Consider the following 18096-nt stretch of genomic DNA (forward strand, 5'->3'; position numbering starts at 1 on the left):
CCGTGAGGTTGCGCCCGACCTCCGGCCCGGGGCCGGGTGGCGACCGCCGTCGGGCCGCCCCCGGAACGCGCGCAACCTCACGGTCGCTCGCCGCGTCGGCGAGGACCGTGAGGTTGCGCCCGGGTCGGGCGTCGGGCCGGTGGCGGCCCGCGGGGCCGCCGGTCAGGCGTTCGCCCAGGCCGCCTCGATCGAGCGGACCAGGATCGACAACGCGACGTCCATGACCTCGGCGGTCACGTTGAGCGGCGGCAGCATCCGGACGACGCAGTCGTCGCGGCCCCCGAGCTCCACGATCAGCCCGGCACGCAGGGCCCGGGCCTGGACGTCCTCGGCGAGCTGGGTGACGGTACGACCGTCGGCGGGGGCGACGAGCTCGATGCCCCACATCAGGCCCATCCCCCGGACCTCCAGCACCGCCGGGTGGGCCGCGAAGCCCGCCAGCCGCGAGGCGACCTGCCGGCCACGGTCCACGACGTTGCCGAGCACGTCGTCGCGGCGGACGATCTCGACGGTCTTGGCGCCGGCGGCGAAGGCGAGCTGGTTGCCGCGGAAGGTGCCGGTGTGGGCGCCGGGGGCCCAGGTGTCGAGCTTCTCGTCGTACATGATGACCGCGACGGGCTGGCCCATGCCCGAGAGCGCCTTCGACGCGATGACGACGTCGGGCTCGATGTCGTACTGCTCGAACGCGAACCAGGTACCGGTGCGCCCGCAGCCGGTCTGCACCTCGTCGACGATCAGCGGGATGCCCAGCTCACGGGTGAGCCGGCGGACGCGCTGCACGAACTCCAGCCGGGCCGGGATCACGCCGCCCTCGCCCTGGACCAGCTCCATGATGACCGCCGCGGGCAGCTCGAGGCCGCCGTTCGGGTCGTTGAGGGCGTTCTCGAGGAACGAGACGCAGTTGGTCTGGCAGGTCTGCGGGTCCAGCGCCAGCGGGCAGCGGCTGCAGGAGGAGAACGGGAAGAACTGCACGCCGGGCATGCCGTTGGCGACCGGGCGCTTCTGGGAGACGTTGCCGGTCAGGGCCATCGCGGCGTGCGAGGAGCCGTGGAACCCGCCCTGGAAGGAGACGATCTGGCCGCGGCCGGTCGCGGTCTTGCACAGCTTGATCGCGGCGTCGACGGCGTTGGCGCCGGTGGGGCCGCAGAACTGGATGCGCATCCGGTCGCGCATCGAGGCGGGCAGCATCGACAGCTGGGCGTCGGTGAAGGCGTCCTTGGCCGGGGAGGCCATGTCGAGGCCGTGGGTGAACACGCCCATCTGCTCGGTGGCGGCCGCGACGAGCTCGGGGTGGTTGTGCCCCAGGGAGAGCACGCCGGCGCCGGCGAGGAAGTCGACGAACACGTTGCCGTCGAGGTCACGGATGAACGGGCCCTGCGCCTCGGCGACGGCGAACGGGAAGTGCCGCGGGTAGACGCGGGCGTTGGACTCGCGGCGGGCCTGGCGGGCGAGCAGCTCGGCCGAGCGCGGGCCGGGCAGCGGCGTGGTGACCGACGGGCCGGTCATCGGTCCGGCGACCGGGACCTGCGGAGCCGGGACCTGTGCGACCGGGGCGAGCGGCGGCCGGGGCGCGGGCGCCCCCCGCGGCACGGGGCGTGGCCCGGTCGCGGGACCGGCGGCGAAGCCGGGCTGGGCCACCGGAGCGACCGGGGCGACGGGTGCGGGCGGCGTCGCGGGCATGGCCGGGACGGCGGCGAGCGGGCGGGCGGTGCCGGTGGTGGTGCTGGTCATGACGGTCTCCTGGTGGTCGCGCGGCACGGCCGCGGTGACGGGGCGCGCGGCATGCGCCGGCGCGGTGACGGGCCGCGCGGCAGCTGCCGGCGGGGTGGGGCGGTGGTGCGGGACGGGTCGGGCCGGCGGGACCGGCCGCTGCTGGGACGGCGCCGAGGCCGCGGCGCGGACGACCGCGGTCGGGTGCACTGGCGCCCGCTCGGCAGGCCGGGCGGCCGACGCAGGTGCGGGGGTCGCGGCCGGCAGCTCGCCGGCCGGGATGCGGCGCGTCGGCAGGACGACGGTCGCCTCGACCGCGGCCACGTGCCGGGCCGGGCCGGTGAAGACCGGGCCGGGTGCGGGCCGGTCCAGGTCCAGGTTCGGGACCGACCCCGCGGCGTAGGCGGCGAGCATGGCGGCCTTGTCGGCTGCCGAGCGCGACATGGGGACGGGCACGACGGCGGCGGGCCCGGTGGGGCGCGCCGGCTGCTGCGGCGCGGCCGGGGTCCGGCGCTCCCGCAGCTCGGTGGCCGGGTTGCCCAGCCACACGGCGTGGGGCTCGACGACCTCGCCCTTCATCAGGAACGCGTCGGCCTCGATGATCGCACCCTCGCCGATGGTGACGCCGTAGTGCACGAACGCCTCGACCCCGACGACGGCACCCGTACCGAGCACGGTGGCGTCGGACTTGAACGAGCCGTCCTCCAGCGAGTGGCACTGGATGACGCTGCCGGCGTTGAGGACGACGTCGTCGCCGAGGGTCACGAGCGTCTTCTCGGGGATCGCGCAGCCGTCGTCGAAGACGCGGCGGCCGATGCGCACACCCAGCAGGCGCCAGTTGAGGTTCTTGAACGGGGTGCCGCTGAACATCGCGCTGGCGCCGAGCTTCCACAGCCGCTCGTGGCGCCAGAAGTACGGGTCGTAGATCGACACGAACCGGGCGCGCAACGACCGGAAACCGAGGACGGCCCGCTCGACCAGCGCGGTGAAGACGATGGTGAACAGCAGCGTCCCGACCGTCGCGAGCGCGATGCCGACCTCGGCGAACAGGTAGTACAGGTCGGCGGCGATCGCGAAGGCCAGCATCGCGACGAAGAACTGGACGTAGCGGACCCCGAGGAACGCGAGCATCGACACGACGTTGTGCCGGTTCTTGCGGCGCAACAGCTTCTTGAGCACGGCCGGGTCCTTGAGGTGGTCGAACTCGGTGTCGCGGGAGACGGTGCGCGGGATCTCGAAGCTGGGCGAGCCGAGCAGACCGACGTTCTCGCGGACCGGGCCGTCCATCGGGACCATGACCTTGGTGCCGAGCAGGACGTTCGCGCCGACCCTGGCGTCGGCCGGGAAGGCGATGTTGTTGCCGATGAAGTTGTCCTGCCCGATCGCGACGTGGGAGAACCGGAACGACGAGGCGGAGAAGTCGGCGTTCATGACCGACAGGGCGTCGGACACCATCGTGCCGCGGCCGATCGAGGTGTACAGCGCGTTGTCCTGCTTGAGCTCCGTGCCGAAGTTCGAGCCGGTCTGGTCGACCTCGCCGAGGTCGTAGCCGATGGCGGCGAGGTAGCCGGTCGCGGCGGAGGCGTCACCGAACAGCGTCATGTAGAACGACGAGTTCGTCAGTCGGGTGATCGTCTTCGCGACGGCCCACCGGAAACCGTGCAGCGGGTAGGTGCGGCCCGGCTTCACGAGCACCGACAGGATGCGCGGGGCGACCACCATGAGGGCGAGCCCGCCGAGGACTCCGGCGAGGAAGACGCCACCGGTGGTGGCGGCGACCGTCAGGTAGAAGCCGGGGTCGGTGAGCAGCGCGTGGCCGTCGGCGACGGCGGCGCCCACCTGCGGCACCATCGTGGCGAGGGCGAGGAGCGCGGCGCCGGCCAGCGGCAGGACCGCGACGGCGAACAGCAGCTGCGCGGCGGCGTAGCCGAAGCGGCGCAGCGACCCGCAGGGCAGCGGCTCGACGACGCGGTAGTCGGTGGTGGTCGGCTCGGCGGGGACGCCGTGCCAGGTCTGGCCCGCCGGGACGTGCATGCCGGCGTGCACCGACGAGGTGTGCCCGAGGGTCGCGCCGTCGCCGATGGAGGAGCCGATGTCGAGCACGGTCTTCTCGCCGACGAGCACGTCCGAGCCGATGGTGACGCGGCCGGTGCGGATGGCCCCGGCGACGGCGTGGTAGCCGGCGAACGAGCAGTCGCGGCGGATGACGGTGTCGGCGCCGATGGTGAGCAGGTCGGTGGCGACGGGGACGGTGCGCGACAGGATCGTCGTGCCCTTGCCGATCTTCGCCCCGAGGGCCCGCAGGTAGAAGGTGTAGAGCGGGGTGCCGGCGGTGAGCGCCAGCGGGTTGGCCCGGACCAGGGTCTTCACGAGCCAGAACCTGAAGTGTCCGAGGCTCCACAGCCGGATCTCGCGTTCGGACCAGCGGCCCACGAGGATCCACTTGGCGGCGATGGGCAGCAGGCAGGCGGCGAGGTAGATGCCGGAGTTGTAGAGCGCGGAGCGGCCGAAGATCTCCAGCGGCGTCGCGCCCTCGACCGACCATACGAAGCCGCGCTCGAGGACGAGGGCACCGAGGTAGGTGAAGGCCAGGAACGTGATGAGCTGCAGGGCGCCCGTGGTCAGGTAGCCGGCGGTGGAGCCCTTCACCACCGGTCCGGTGCGGACCGCGGCCGACGCGCCGGGCGCCTCGCCGCCGAGGTGGATCGCGAGCTCGCGGATCGTCGGGTTGGCGTAGATCTCGCGCATCGACGGGGCCGCCAGCGACGTCTCCTTGCGCAGGGCCGCGGAGAAGCGGGCCATGAGCAGGGAGTTCGCGCCGAGGTCGTCGAAGAAGTGGGAGTCGACGGAGACGGCGTCGAGACCGATCGTCTTCGCCAGGGTGGCGGAGAGGATCTCCTCGGTGGCGGTCTCGGCGGCGACCATCTCGCCCGCGGGCCCGCCGGCGCGGCGCATCGTGGGCGGCGGGAGGGCCTTGCGGTCGGCCTTGTCCGATGTCGTCATCGGGATGGCGGCGAGGTGCTCCAGGTAGGCGGGCACCATGTAGGCGGGCAGCCGCTCGCGCAGGTGCGCGTGGATGGCGTCGGTGTCGAGCGGGGCGACGCCCGTCTTGAGGCTGTAGTAGCCGACGAGCTCGACCTGGCCGGGCGTGGGCTCGAAGGTGTCGACGACGGCCGCCGACACCCCGGGCACCTGCAGCAGCACGGACTCGATCTCGGTGAGCTCGATGCGGTAGCCGCGGATCTTGACCTGCAGGTCGATGCGGCCCATGTACTCGATCTGGCCGTCCTCGTTGACGCGGCCGAGGTCGCCGGTGCGGTAGATGCGCCCCGACGGGTTGCCCGCGATCCCCAGGAAGTCGGAGATGAACGACTTGTCGGTGAGGTCCTCGCGGTTGAGGTAGCCCGTCGCCAGGCCGATGCCGGCGATGCCGATCTCGCCGACCTCGCCGTGCGGCAGGGCCCGGTACGGGTTCTCCGGGTCGAGGACGACGGTGGTGTAGGTGGGCAGCGGCTGGCCGATGGTGACGGGCCGGTCGGGGTGGACCTCGGTCCACGTCGCGGTCACCGTCGCCTCGGTGGGGCCGTAGACGTTGAGGAAGCGGCGGCCGTCGCGGTGCCAGCGGGCGACGAGGTCCTGCGGGCACGCCTCGCCGGAGACGAGCAGGAAGCGCAGCGCGGGCAGGTCCTCCTCGATCGTCGCGAGCAGCGTCGGGACGACGCACATCGCGGTGACGTGGCGCTCGGTCAGGAAGGCGTGCAGGTCCATGCCCAGCAGTGACGTACCGGCGGGTTTCGGCACCAGCGTGGCGCCCGCCATCCACGGCACCCAGATCTCCTCGACGGAGAAGTCGAACGCGATCGTCATGCCCTGGTAGACGCGGTCGCTGGCGCGCAGGCCGTAGACCTCGGCGGCGACCCGGACGAAGTTGCAGATGCTCGCGTGCTCGATCGCGACGCCCTTGGGGCGGCCCGTCGTGCCGGAGGTGTAGATCAGGTAGGCCAGGTCCTCGACGGCCGTGCCGCGCTCGGCGTCGGTCAGCCGGGCCCCGGACTGCGCCTCGATCTGCGCGGCGAGCCGGTCGACGTAGATCAGGCCGGGCGCGAAGTCCTCGAGGCCGACGACGCGGTCGCGCACGTGCGACAGCGACAGCACCGTGCTCACCCCGGCGTCGGAGAGGATGTAGGCGATGCGGTCGGCCGGGAACGCGACGTCCAGCGGCACGTACGCGGCGTTGATCTTCATCACGGCGAGCATGCCGACGTAGGAGTGCACGGCCTGGTCGAACAGCAGCGCGATCCGGTCGCCCGCGCGGGCCCCGGAGGCCAGCAGCTGGCGGGCGAGGCGGTTGGCGCGCTCGTCGAGCTCGGTGAAGGTCAGGGTGACGTCGCCGGCGTCGACGGCGAGGTGACCGGCGCGGCCATAGGCACGCATCCAGTCGGCCTGCTCCTCGAAGACGTGGTCGAGGCGCTCTCCGGCGCGGGCCCGTGAGCCCTGGGCGTAGTCGGCGGCCACGAGCAGCGCCGGCGCATTCGTCGCCGCGGCGGGCGGCGCATCGGGTTCCTGCAACGTGGTCACGATCGGCTCCTGGCGGATTTTGGGGGTCTTCTCTGCTGGTCACAAGCCTGCCGACGACGCATGTCCGATTCGATGGTGTGCTCCCCCGAGCCCACGGGGCCGCCCCCCGAGCAGGCGTGGGGTTCTCCCCCGCACACACCTGTGAGTGGCAAGGTCGTTGTCGCGACCATTGCCACTCACAGGGAACGACCTGGGCTTTCAGGCGGCGGTGCGGCCCGCCCCGGCGGACTCGCCGCCGACGAGCGCGGCGTGCAGGGCGCGGACGGCGTCGTCGACCCGGTCGGCGGCGACGAGCACACCCACCCGCGACGGGGTCGTCGTGACCAGACGCGGCGTGATCCCGGCGGCGGCGAGCACGTCGAGCGTCGAGGCCAGGACCTCCGGTGCGCGGGCCAGGCCGAGGCTCACGACACCGACCGACCCCAGGTCCTCCCGGCCGAGCAGCGTGATGCCGGCGGCGTCGAGCGCGGCGGCGACCGCGGCCGGGTCGGCACCGGGCACGGTGACTGCCGTGGCTGCGCCGGGGACGACCGTGCCGAGCGCGAGGCCGCGGCCGGCCAGCGCGGCGGCGACCGACGTCAGCGGGGCGTCGACGGAGTACAGGTGCTCGTCGCGGCGGTGCGCCACCCCGGCCACCGCCGCGGTGCCGGCGACCTCGAAGTCGCCCGCCCCGCCACGGATCCAGGTGCCCTCCTCGGTCCCGAAGCTCGACCGCAGGTGGATGTCGACACCGTGCGCCATCGCCAGCTCCACCGACCGCGGCTGCAGCACCCCCGCGCCCGCCTCGGCGAGCTCGAGCATCTCCTGCGGGCTGATCGTCGGGAGCCGGCGGGCGTCGGGCACGACCCGCGGGTCGGCGGTGTGGACGGCCGGGACGTCGGTGAAGATCTCGCACTCCCGCGCCCCGAGCGCGGCGGCGACCGCGACGGCGGAGGCGTCGGACCCACCTCGGCCCAGCGTCGTCGTGTCCCCGTCGCAGGACTCGCCCTGGAAGCCCGTGACCAGCACGATCGCGCCGTCGTCGAGGGCCTTGCGGATGCGGGCCGGGTCGATGCCGAGCATGCGGGCGCTGCCGTGGGTGGCGTCGGTGCGGATGCCCGCCTGGCCGCCGGTCAGCGAGACGGCGTGGCCGCCGAGGGACGCGATCGCCATCGCGGTCAGGGCGCAGGAGATCTGCTCACCGACCGCGAGGAGGGCGTCGAGCTCGCGCAGCGGCGGGTTCGGTGAGATCGCCGCGGCCTGGGCGACCAGTGCGTCGGTCGACTTCCCCATCGCCGAGAGCACCGCGACGACGCCGCGCCCGCCGCGCTGGGCGGCCACCATCCGTTCGGCGACCGCGAGCACCCGCTCCTGGTCGCCGACGGACGTGCCGCCGAACTTCCAGACCAGCGGCGCCTGCGGCCCGCTGATGGACCGCGGTGTCGACTCCCCGCTCCTGCGCCCTGCCATGACTTCTCCTCGGTCCCCCGCCCGGTCGGTCCGGGACTGGGATCGAGCCTGCGGCCGGCGCCCGGTCCGCGGCGATGGTGGGCTCCCCCGGGAGCCGGGTGCGCTCCCCCCGACCTCGGGTAGGGCCATCCCGCCGCCGCGATCCGCCGCGTTCGTCCGATTCGGCGCGCTGCCCCCGGGTGCAGGAACGTGGGCACGCCCGACTCGGCCCCGAACCGGTCGCGACGCCCGCCGCACGCGCCCCTCGGAGTGCACGAACGGGCCGTTGCTGCCATTCAGTTGCGGGAAAGGGCCATTCGTGCAAAATCCGCCCGGCCCCGGCCCCGGCACCGAGCGGCGTGGCGCCGTCGCGCGGGAGGCCCGCCGCTCAGAGGACCCAGGGGTCGGGGCGGGTCGGGCCGCAGGAGTCGAGGCGGCGCAGCTCGGCGCCGTGGGGCAGCAGGTCGGCACGCACGGCGTCGTCCCACACGTTCTCCCAGTTGCGGGCACGGTCGGGCAGCTCTGCGGTCGGGTCCATCGTGGTCTCCCCCGGGTCGGCCCGGGCGCATGCGGCGGCCCGGGTGTCGGCAGGTTCCCCCAGCGGGCGCGCAGCGACGAGGGGGTGCTCCCCACAGCGGCCGGGGTGGACCCCCGGGATCAGATCGACTCGAGGATCTGCTCGAACGCCAGCTCGGCGGCGCCGACGAGGCGCGCGTCGCGGCCCAGCGGCGAGAGGGTGATCCGGGTACCGCCGACGGCGCGGCTCACGAGGCTGCGCTCGTGGACGATCGCGCGGGCCCGGTCGACGACGCGGGGCGGCAGCGCGGTGAGCAGGTCGCCGAGGACGACGAGCTCGGGGGCCAGCATGTTGACCAGCGTGACGAGGCCGGTGGCGAGCCACTCGGTGAACTCGCCGAGGGTGGCCTCGATCTGGTCGGGCGCGGCGGCGAGCGCGCGCAGCTCGGCGACGAGCGCGCCGCGCGGGGTGTCCTCGGGCAGCCCGAGGGCCCGGCACAGCGCGGGCTCGCCGACCTCGGTCTCCCAGCAGCCCTGGGCGCCGCAGAAACAGGCGCGGCCGCCGGGGCGGACCTGAATGTGCCCGATCTCGCCGACGTAGCCGCCGGTTCCGCGCAGGGGGCGCCCCCCGGCGATGACGCCACCGCCGAGGCCGACGTCGGCGGAGAGGTAGACGAGGTCGCTGGACTCGCGCGCGACGCCGCGGACGTGTTCGGCGAGCGCGCCGAGCTCGGCGTCGTTGCCGACGAGCGTGGGCAGCTGCAGCACCGAGGCCAGCCGGCGACCGAGCGCCACGTCGCGCCAGCCGAGGTTGGGGGCCTCGTGGACGAACCCGTCGACGCGCCGGACGACCCCGGGCACCGACACCCCGGCCGCCGACACGACGACGGCGAGCTCGTCGCGCAGCAGCTGCGCGGACTCGACGACGTGGGTGATGACCTCGCCGGGGAGCCGGGTGGTGCGGTGCAGGTTCCAGCTGTGCCTGCCGAGGATCTGGCCGCCGATACCGACCATGGCCATGGCGACCTGGTCGACGCGGATGTCGACGGCCAGCACCACCGCGGACTGCGGCTGCGGCAGGACCATCAGGGAGGGCCGTCCCGCCCCGGTGCGTTGGGACGGGACGGCCTCGGTGACGACGCCGGCCTCGGCGAGGCCGTCGACCACCGCCTTGATCGTGCTGCGGTTGAGCCCCAGCTCGGTGGCCAGGGTCGCCCGGGTGCAGGGCCCGTCGACGTGGAGCCGGCGCAGCAGGGCCGAGCGGTTGTGCCTGCGTGCGTCGTCGGGCCGGGTCCCGGACGTCGGAGCGGTCACAGGCCGGCTGAGGCCGATCGACGCCGGGACAGCACGTCGACACCCGCCGCGACCAGCAGCACGAGACCGGTGATCACGAAGACCACGGCCGCGGGCTGCTTGAGCAGGCCCAGGCCGTTCTCGACGGTCGCGAGGACGGCACCACCGATGACGGCGTTGCTGACCCGGCCGCGGCCACCGAACAGTGACGTGCCACCGATGACGGCGGCACCGACGGCGAACAGCAGGGTGTTGCCGCCACCGGCCGCGGGCGAGACCGACCCGACCTTGGACGAGTAGACGATCGCCCCGATCGCGGCGAACGCGGCGGCGATGACGAAGACGCTCGCGCGGATCCGGACGACGTCGATGCCGGCCCGGCGGGCCGCTTCGCGGTTGCCGCCGACGGCGTAGACGTGGCGGCCGAAGCGGGTCCGGTCGAGCACGTAGGTCCCGGCGATGAGCAGCACGAGGACCACCGGGACAACATAGGGCACACCGGATATCTCGGTCAGACCGGCCGATCGGTTGCGAGTCAACAGGTATGTCGCGACGGCACCGAGGACGACGACGGCGCCGATCTTGAGCAGCACCAGCCCGGTCGGCTGGGCGACGAGGCCCTTGGCCAGCCGGGTGCGTTGCCGGTTGAGCAGGACTGCGGCGTAACCGCCCGCGCCGACGACGAACAGGATCCAGCTGCCGAGGGTGGAGAGGTTGCCGTTGGCGACGGCGTTGATGACGGGGTCGCGCAGGCCGAGCGTGCCGCCGTCGCCGATCAGCTGCAGGATGACGCCCTGCCAGGTGATGAACAGCGCCAGCGTGACGACGAACGAGGGCATCCCCACCTTCGCGACGAGGAACCCGGTCAGGGTGCCGATGACGACGCCCGTGCAGATCGCGAGCAGCATCTCCAGCCAGGCGTTCTGTGGGAAGCCGACCACGAGCAGCAGGGCTGCCACGAGGCTCAGGACGACCGCCCACCAGATCCGCAGGTACGCGGCCAGTGCGGCGGCGACCAGCATCACGACGACGAACAGGATGAAGACGGTGGTGCCCATCGCGCCGAGCATGTTGCCGCCCGAGACCAGGTGCAGCGCCATGAGCGAGGCCGCGAGCCCGGAGGCCGTGCCGGCGGCGAGGTCGATCTCGCCGGTGAGCAGCACGAACACCAGGCCCATCGCGATGATGGTGCGCCCGGCACCCTGCTGGAGCAGGTTCGCGAGGTTGAGCAGGCTCGGGAAGACCCCGCCCCGGTCCAGGGCGGTGAACAGGATGAACAGGGCCAGCAGGCCCAGCAGGGCCGGCAGCGACCCGAGCTCGCCGGAGCGCAGCCGCACGACGTAGTCGCGCAGGGCCTGTCCGGTGGTGCGGGCGGTGGTGTCGATGCCGAAGTCGCCCTGGCGGCCGCCGGGCGCGGCCCGCTCCGCCGCGCCGGGCGCGTGGTCGGGCGAGGCGGCGGTCGCGACGTCGGTGCGCCCGTCCTTGGTCAGGTCCGGCCCGTGGTCGGCGTCGTCGGTCACTGGGTCACCCCCGCAGCCTCCGGGCGGGCGAGGCCGAGGTCCCCGGACCTGCCCGCGGTGATGAGTTCGACGACCTGGCCGTGGGTGACGTCCTTGGTGGGCACCTGGGCGACCATGCGACCGAGGTAGAGGGTCGCGATGCGGTCGGCGACCTCGAAGACGTCGGCCATGTTGTGGCTGATGAGCACGACGCCGAGGCCCTGCTCGGCGAGGCGGCGGACCAGGTCGAGGACCTGCCGGGTCTGGGCCACGCCCAGGGCCGCGGTCGGCTCGTCGAGCAGCACGACCTTCGAGTCCCACAGGACGGCCTTCGCGATGGCGACGGTCTGGCGCTGTCCACCCGACAGCGACGCGACGGGCATCCGGACCGAGGTGACGGTGCGCACCGACAGCGACGCCAGCGTGCGGCGGGCGGCCTGTTCCATGTCGGACTCGTCGAGCAGCCAGGGCTTGCCGCGCTCACGGCCGAGGAACATGTTCTGGACGATGTCGAGGTTGTCGGCGAGTGCGAGGTCCTGGTAGACGACCTCGATGCCGAGCGCGGAGGCGTCGGCGGGGGCGTGGATCGCGACGGGCTCCCCGTTGAACAGGATCTCGCCGCCGTCGATGGGGTGGATGCCGGCGACGCATTTGACCAGCGTCGACTTGCCGGCGCCGTTGTCGCCGACGAGCGCGGTGACTTCACCGGCCCGCACGGTGAGGTCGACGTCGTGCAGCACACGCACGGCGCCGAAGCTCTTGGAGACCGCCCGCAGCTGCAGGATCGGTTCGGACAACTCGCGCTCCTCTCTCACGGTCGGGGGCCGGGACGCGGCGCCGGCGTCGGGTCTCGACGCCGGCGCCGCGTGCTCGGCCGGACGGGGTCAGGGGGTCACTTGATCCCGAGCTCGGTGCAGGCGGCCTGCGTCTGCGCGACGCAGATCTCGCTCGCCTTCACGTAGCCGGCGTCGGTGACGACCTTGACGTTGTCCTTGGTGATCAGCTGCGGGGTGAGCAGGACGGACTTGACCTGGCGGTTGCCCTTGGGGTCGTCCGTGGTCTGCGTCGCGACGGCGTCCGCCGCGGCCGTGTCACCCTTGGCCAGCGCCGCGGCGAGTTTCGCGGTGGCGTCGGCCTCCTCCTGGATGGGCTTGAAGACGGTCATGTACTGGTCGCCGCGGAGAATGGCCTGCAGACCGTCGGCGGTGGCGTCCTGGCCGGTGACCGGGACCTTGCCGTTGAGGCCGTTCTTGGTGAGGACGGTGATGATCGCGCCGGCGAGGCCGTCGTTGGCGGCGACGACGCCGTCGACCTGGCCGCCGTTGGCGGTCAGGATCTGTTCGAACGTGGTGCCGCCGACCTGGTTGTCCCACTTGTCGATGGCCTGCTTCTGCACGAGCTTGAGGGCGCCCGAGTCGTACAGCGGCTTGAGCACGGTCTGCTGGCCGTTGTAGAACAGCGTGGCGTTGTTGTCGGTGGGCGCGCCCTCGATCTCGATCACCTGTGCGCCCTGCTTGCCCTGCAGTGCCTGCGCGAGGCCCTGGCCCTGCAGCGCGCCGACCTTCACGTTGTCGAAGGAGACGTAGTAGTCGCTGGTGCCGCCGAGGTTGAGCCGGTCGTAGTCGATGACGGGGATGCCCTGGGCCTTGGCCTTGGCGGCGACGGCGCTCCCGCCGTCGGACGAGATCGAGGCGATGACCAGGACCTTCACCCCGCTGGAGATCATCCCGTCGGCGAGGGTGGAGAACTTCTGCTCGTCACCCTGGGCGTTCTGGATGTCGGGGTCGAGCCCCTGGGCCCGCATGGCCTTCTCGATCATCGGCTTGTCGAAGCCCTCCCACCGGGCCGACGAGTCGGTCTCCGGCAGGATCACGCCGACCTTCACCCCGCCTGCGGCGGGAGCGGTGCTGCCCCCGGTGCTGCCGCCGGTCGAGGGTGCGGCGTTCTGGCCACATGCCGCCAACGCGAACGCCAGGCCCGCACTGACGACGGCAAGGGCCGTTCTCCGTATGCGCATCGATGTCCTTCCCACGTCGTCGTGGAACCGCCGCGGCGGCGCCCGAATGTTGCGAGCGACAACGTATGACCCGTACCGGGGTGACCGGAAGCACACTGGATCGGTTAAGGCCCCTTGCGAACATCACATTTGGGTCACGCAGCGGCGAATTTGTTGTCGGCGTCAGCCGAACACCGTGAGCCAGGCCACCGATCGGCGCAGTAGCGCGACACGCCCGAACGGATCGGAGCCGACAGTGTGGTTCCGGGCCGGCCCCGCGCCGTTCGGCGACCGGCCCGCGGCGCGGCGCCCCCCTGAGCCGTTCGTGCCGCCGCGCCGGCCCCGATTTCTCACAACATGCCGATCCAATAGGGCAATCCGGGCGAAATCAGGCGTCCTGTGATCCGGATATCACCCGTTCGCGCGACTGGGAGTCACGCGACGTCACACGTTGAGCTATCACTCTGAGTCACGAAGCGTGCCGCTCAGGACGGTGTCACCGACCCCGGCGCAGGCTCGTCGTCGTCCCGCGAGCGCAGCGCCACCGCCGCCACCACCGCCACGATCCCCACCCCCTCCACGGCTCCCGGAACCTGCCCGAGGAACACCAGACCGATCACCGTCGCCGTCACCGGCAGGAGCGCGAGCAACACCGCGAACCGGGCCCGACCCAGCCTGCGCAGCACCACCTGATCGAGCGCATACGGCACCACGCTCGACAACACACCGACCCCCACGGCGAGGGCCAGAACCGTCGGCGAGGACAGCGCGCCCAGACCCCCACGGTCGGCGACGAGCACCCCGACGAGGGGCACCGACGCGATCGTGAAGCCCACCGCCATGTCGTCGAGGCCGTTCCCGGCGAGCGCCACACGCTTGCCCACGACGATGTACGCCGCCCACAACGCCGCCGCCGCGAGCCCCCACGCCACCCCGGCCGGACTTCCTGACCAGCGCACATCGGCGATGCAGGCCACCCCGGCCGCCGCCAGCACGACCGCCGCCACGTCCCGGGGCCGCCGCGACGCCAGCGCCGCGACCGCCACCGGGCCACAGAACTCCACCGCCACCGCGGTGCCCAGCGGCAACCGCGCGACCGCCTCGTAGAACGCGACGTTCATGCCCGCCGTCGCGAGCCCGAACACCCCCGCCCACACCACCCGGCGGCCCCGCCACGCCGCCCGCCCCGGCCGCCGCCACGCCAGCAGTACGAGCGCCGCCGCCATGATCCGTAACGCGGCGACCACCGCCGGCGAGAGATCAACGAACAGGCCGACGGCGACGGCCGCCCCGACATACATCGAGGCGCCGCCGACGACGAACAGGGCAGGCGCCGGGACCCGGCGCAGGCCCGTCCGGGTCACGCCGGGAGCCCGTTCACCATGACTGCGCAGAGTAGTCATGACCCGACGAGAGTTAACGCACCCGGCCTTGCGAGGCCACCAGCGGCACCGCATCATTCACTCGTCGTCAACTGAATGCGCAGAGGTTCTCCGGCGTACACCGGAACGACGTCTCACCGGCCCCGAGTGGTCGAACGTGACGGTCGTCGCCCCCGGGTCGGGAACACGTACAGGGGTTCTGTACGTCTGCAAGAGTGGGCGTGCCGCGCAAGTGGACGTCCAGTGCACAGGGCACCGGATGTTCCGGTGTCAGACGGAGGGAGACCGCCATGCAGCCCGGAACCCTTACCCGACCCGAGTTGACCGCCGCCGACCGTTGCGACCGTTGCGGAGCGGCAGCCAAGGTTCGCGCGGTACTTCCCACCGGTGGAGAGCTCCTCTTCTGCGGGCACCACGCCCGAGCCCACGCGGACAAGCTGCGCGAGCTCGACGCGGACGTCCAGTCAGGCAGTTGACACACCGGCGGTCGTAGCCGGTCACCCAGTCGTCCAACGCAGGGCGGGAACCACCCCGGTTCCCGCCCTGCGTCGTACCCGGGGCCGGGTCGTGGCCGCACGGCCCACCCGCAGGGTCGCGACGGCAGGGTCGCGACGGCAGGGTCAGGGCGTGAGCGTGCCCAGCACGTCGAGCGCCCTGTCGACCTCCCACGCGCGGGAGTAGTGGTTCGGGCTCAGCCGTACGAGCCCGCCGTCCTCGCGTACCCCCAGCGCCCCGGCCGCACCCCAGGCATACGCCCAGCCCGCCCAGGCGTTGACCCCGGCGGCGTCCAGCGCGGCGACGACCTCGGCCGGTGTCCGTCCCGCGACGCGGAACGCCGCGATCGGGGTCCGCACGGCGGCCGGCCCGTCGGGGCCGTAGCGCCGGACGTGCGCCATCTGCCCCAGCGCCGTCCACAGCCGGTCGCCGAGCGCTGCCGTGTGCGCAGCCGCGGCCCGCTGCGCGGCGCGCGTGTCGCCGTCGTCGGTCATCGCGGCCCAGTGCTCCACCGCCGCGGCCACCCCGGCCATCGCCGCGAACGGGTTGGTGCCCTGCTCGAACCGTTCGGGGCCCGACGTCGGGGCCCCCGCCGGGCGCGGCGGGTCGATCGTCTCCAGGACCGCCGGGTCGGCCGCGACCAGCGCGGCGACGTGTGGGCCCGCCCACTTGTGCGCGCTCGTCGCGTAGAGGTCGGCGCCGAGGGCGCGGACGTCCACCGGCGAGTACGCGGCATGGTGCACCCCGTCGACGACGCTCCTCGCCCCGACCTCCCGGGCCGCCGCGGCGACCGCGGCGACGTCGACCCGCGCCCCGGTCAGGTTCGACGCCGCGGTGACGGCCACCAACCGGGTACGCGGACCGATCAACGACGTGACCGCCCCGGCGGGCAGCCCACCGCCGGGCCCGAGGCGCGCCGTGCGCACCACCGCACCGGCGCGGGCCGCGGCCTGTGTCCACGGCGCGACGTTCGCCTCGTGGTCGGCCTCGGTCACGACGACCTCGTCGCCGGGCCCCCAGGTCGGCTCCAGCGCCGCGGCCAGCCGCACCAACAACGCCGACGACGTCGGGCCGAGGACGACCCCGGCCGGGTCGGGGGCACCGGTGAACGCGGCGAACGCGCGCCGGGCCGCGCCGACGAGCGCGTCGGCCCGCCGGGCGGCGGGGAACACCCCGCCCTGGTTGGCCAGCCCGCCCCGCATCGCCGCCGCGACGGCCTCGACCACCTGCTCCGGGACCTGCGTCCCGGCGGCGCCGTCGAGCCAGGCCCGCCCGTCGGCCAACGCCGGGTACTGCCCGCGGACCCGCCCCACGTCGAAGCCCGTCACGCCGGCGGTCACCGCCAGGAGCGCAGCGTCGCGATGCGCTCCTCCAGCTGTTCGATCGTCGCCATCGCGGTGACCGGGCCCCCGCAGGCACGCCGCAGCTCGTTGTGGATCGCGCCGTGCGGCTTGTTCGTGCGGTGGTGGTACATCGCCACGAGCGTGTTGAGCTCCTTGCGCAGCCCGTTGAGCTGCTCGCGCACCGACACCTGCGGGCGTTCGGCCGGGGGCTCGGGCGGCGCGGGCGTGGCGCGGGCCTGCGCGCCCGACCGGCTCTTCCCCCGCTGCACCCAGTCCTGCTGGCGCTGGCTGAGCAGGGTGCGCACCTGGTCGGGGTCGAGCAGCCCGGGCAGGCCCAGGTAGTCCTCCTCGTCCGCGCTGAACGACGTGCCCTCGTAGATCAGCTGGTCGAGCTCCGCGTCGGCGTGCAGCGCGGTGAAGGCCTTCTCCTCCTCACCCGGCTCGTCCTCGACGCGCTGGGCCGCCGCGAGCTCCTCGTCGTTCCACGTCTCCGCGGCCCGGTGCGGCTTGCCCAGGACGTGGTCGCGCTGGGCCTCCAGCTCGCTGGCCAGCCCGAGCAGCACCGGGACGCTGGGCACGAACACCGACGCCGTCTCGCCCTGCCGCCGCGACCGCACGAACCGGCCGATGGCCTGGGCGAAGTACAGCGGGGTCGACGCGCTGGTGGCGTAGACGCCGACCGCGAGCCGCGGCACGTCGACACCCTCGGACACCATGCGGACCGCGACCATCCAGCGCGCGTCCGACGCCGAGAAGTCGGCGATGCGCTTCGACGAGCCCTTCTCGTCGGACAGCACCACCGCGGGCGCGGTCCCGGTGATCTTCTCCAGGATCGCGGCGTAGGCGCGCGCCGCCGTCTGGTCCGACGCGATGACGAGGCCGCCCGCGTCGGGCATGCCGCCCGCCCGGTGCCCGGTCAGCCGCTTGTCGGCCGCCGCGAGCACCGCCGGGATCCACTCGCCACCCGGGTCGAGCGCCGTCCGCCACGCCCGCGCGGTGTGCTCGGCCGTCATCGGCTCACCGAGCCGCGCGGTCATCTCCTCGCCCGCGCTGGTCCGCCAGCTCGACGTGCCCGAGTAGGCCAGGAACACCACGGGCCGGACGACGCCGTCGGCCAGCGCCTCCGCGTAGCCGTAGGAGTGGTCGGCCCGGCTGCGCAGCGCGCCCTCGGCGTCGGGCAGGTAGTCGACGAACGGGATCGGGTTGTCGTCGGACCGGAACGGCGTCCCGGTGAGGGTGAGCCTGCGTGCCGCCGGGTCGAACGCCTCCTTGACCGCGTCGCCCCACGACTTCGCGTCGCCCGCGTGGTGGATCTCGTCGAGGATCACCAGCGTCCGGCGGGTCTCGGTGCGGGCCCGGTGCAGCATCGGGTGGGCCGACACGCCGGCGTAGGTGACCGCGATGCCCGTGTAGTCCGACGAGGTGCCGCCGGTCGAGTTGCGGAAGTCCGGGTCGAGCGGGATGCCGGACTGCGCCGCGGACTCCGCCCACTGGTACTTCAGGTGCTCGGTCGGGGTGACGACGGTGATCCGGTCGATCCTGCGGTCGCGCAGCAGCTCCGCGGCCACCCGCAGGGCGAACGTCGTCTTGCCCGCGCCGGGCGTCGCGACCGCGAGGAAGTCCTGCGGCGATCCGGCGAGGTAGCGGGCGAGCGCGCTGCGCTGCCAGGCCCGCAGGGGACGCTGCTCGAGGGGGATCCCGGGGCTGCGTTCAACTGCCTGCGACACACAACTCCCTGGTCGGACGGTCATTCCGGGTCGGCGTCGGGGATCGGACGGGGTCGGGGCCCCCGCGCTCGCGGACCACGACGAGGGTAGCCCGCGCAGATTCGGCGGCGCGTCGTGACCCGCCGTCCG

The 18096-nt window shown here is 73.5% G+C and carries 11 protein-coding genes; 1 reads left to right on the top strand and 10 read right to left on the bottom strand.

Annotated elements, in window-relative coordinates; translation table 11 throughout:
* Nucleotides 1-162: 162 nt before the first annotated feature.
* The 8 genes from AB7F12_RS08270 to AB7F12_RS08305 all read right to left on the bottom strand — a co-directional run bounded on the left by AB7F12_RS08270 (nucleotide 163) and on the right by AB7F12_RS08305 (nucleotide 14321).
* Nucleotides 163-6288, bottom strand: a complete 6126-nt coding sequence (locus AB7F12_RS08270; RefSeq protein ID WP_428499542.1) for a Pls/PosA family non-ribosomal peptide synthetase — start codon at nucleotides 6286-6288, stop codon at nucleotides 163-165.
* Nucleotides 6289-6486: 198 nt separating this feature from the next.
* Nucleotides 6487-7737: an aspartate kinase gene (locus AB7F12_RS08275; RefSeq protein WP_428499541.1), complete on the bottom strand. Its 1251-nt coding sequence runs from the start codon at nucleotides 7735-7737 to the stop codon at nucleotides 6487-6489.
* A gap of 367 nt (nucleotides 7738-8104) precedes the next feature.
* Nucleotides 8105-8254 carry a hypothetical protein gene (locus tag AB7F12_RS08280; RefSeq protein WP_428499540.1) on the bottom strand — a complete coding sequence of 50 codons (150 nt, stop codon included), beginning with the start codon at nucleotides 8252-8254 and terminating at the stop codon, nucleotides 8105-8107.
* Between the two features lie 119 nt (nucleotides 8255-8373).
* Nucleotides 8374-9546, bottom strand: coding sequence for an ROK family protein (locus tag AB7F12_RS08285; protein ID WP_428499539.1), 1173 nt, complete (start codon nucleotides 9544-9546; stop codon nucleotides 8374-8376).
* Nucleotides 9543-11045, bottom strand: a complete 1503-nt coding sequence (locus AB7F12_RS08290; RefSeq protein ID WP_428499538.1) for a sugar ABC transporter permease — start codon at nucleotides 11043-11045, stop codon at nucleotides 9543-9545. Before AB7F12_RS08290 ends, AB7F12_RS08285 begins: the two co-directional genes overlap by 4 nt.
* Nucleotides 11042-11821: an ATP-binding cassette domain-containing protein gene (locus AB7F12_RS08295; RefSeq protein WP_428499537.1), complete on the bottom strand. Its 780-nt coding sequence runs from the start codon at nucleotides 11819-11821 to the stop codon at nucleotides 11042-11044. The genes AB7F12_RS08290 and AB7F12_RS08295 overlap by 4 nt, the downstream gene beginning before the upstream one ends.
* A gap of 95 nt (nucleotides 11822-11916) precedes the next feature.
* A complete protein-coding gene (locus AB7F12_RS08300) occupies nucleotides 11917-13041 on the bottom strand; it encodes a sugar ABC transporter substrate-binding protein (RefSeq protein WP_428499536.1) in 1125 nt (374 codons plus the stop codon).
* 464 nt (nucleotides 13042-13505) lie between these two features.
* Nucleotides 13506-14321: an EamA family transporter gene (locus AB7F12_RS08305; RefSeq protein WP_428499549.1), complete on the bottom strand. Its 816-nt coding sequence runs from the start codon at nucleotides 14319-14321 to the stop codon at nucleotides 13506-13508.
* 371 nt (nucleotides 14322-14692) lie between these two features.
* On the opposite strand from AB7F12_RS08305, the gene AB7F12_RS08310 reads away from it, so the two are divergent.
* Nucleotides 14693-14878 (top strand): DUF7455 domain-containing protein, encoded by a 186-nt coding sequence (locus tag AB7F12_RS08310; RefSeq protein WP_428499535.1) that lies wholly within the window; start codon nucleotides 14693-14695, stop codon nucleotides 14876-14878.
* Between the two features lie 144 nt (nucleotides 14879-15022).
* On the opposite strand, the gene AB7F12_RS08315 is transcribed toward AB7F12_RS08310, so the two are convergent.
* Together AB7F12_RS08315 and AB7F12_RS08320 are read right to left on the bottom strand one after the other, a co-directional pair.
* Nucleotides 15023-16237 (bottom strand): cysteine desulfurase-like protein, encoded by a 1215-nt coding sequence (locus AB7F12_RS08315; RefSeq protein ID WP_428499534.1) that lies wholly within the window; start codon nucleotides 16235-16237, stop codon nucleotides 15023-15025.
* A complete protein-coding gene (locus tag AB7F12_RS08320; protein WP_428499533.1) occupies nucleotides 16234-17967 on the bottom strand; it encodes a DEAD/DEAH box helicase in 1734 nt (577 codons plus the stop codon). The genes AB7F12_RS08315 and AB7F12_RS08320 overlap by 4 nt, the downstream gene beginning before the upstream one ends.
* Between the last annotated feature and the right edge of the window lie 129 nt (nucleotides 17968-18096).

Origin of the sequence: Pseudonocardia sp. (assembly GCF_050250275.1) — a bacterium.
Taxonomy (GTDB): Bacteria; Actinomycetota; Actinomycetes; order Mycobacteriales; family Pseudonocardiaceae; genus Pseudonocardia.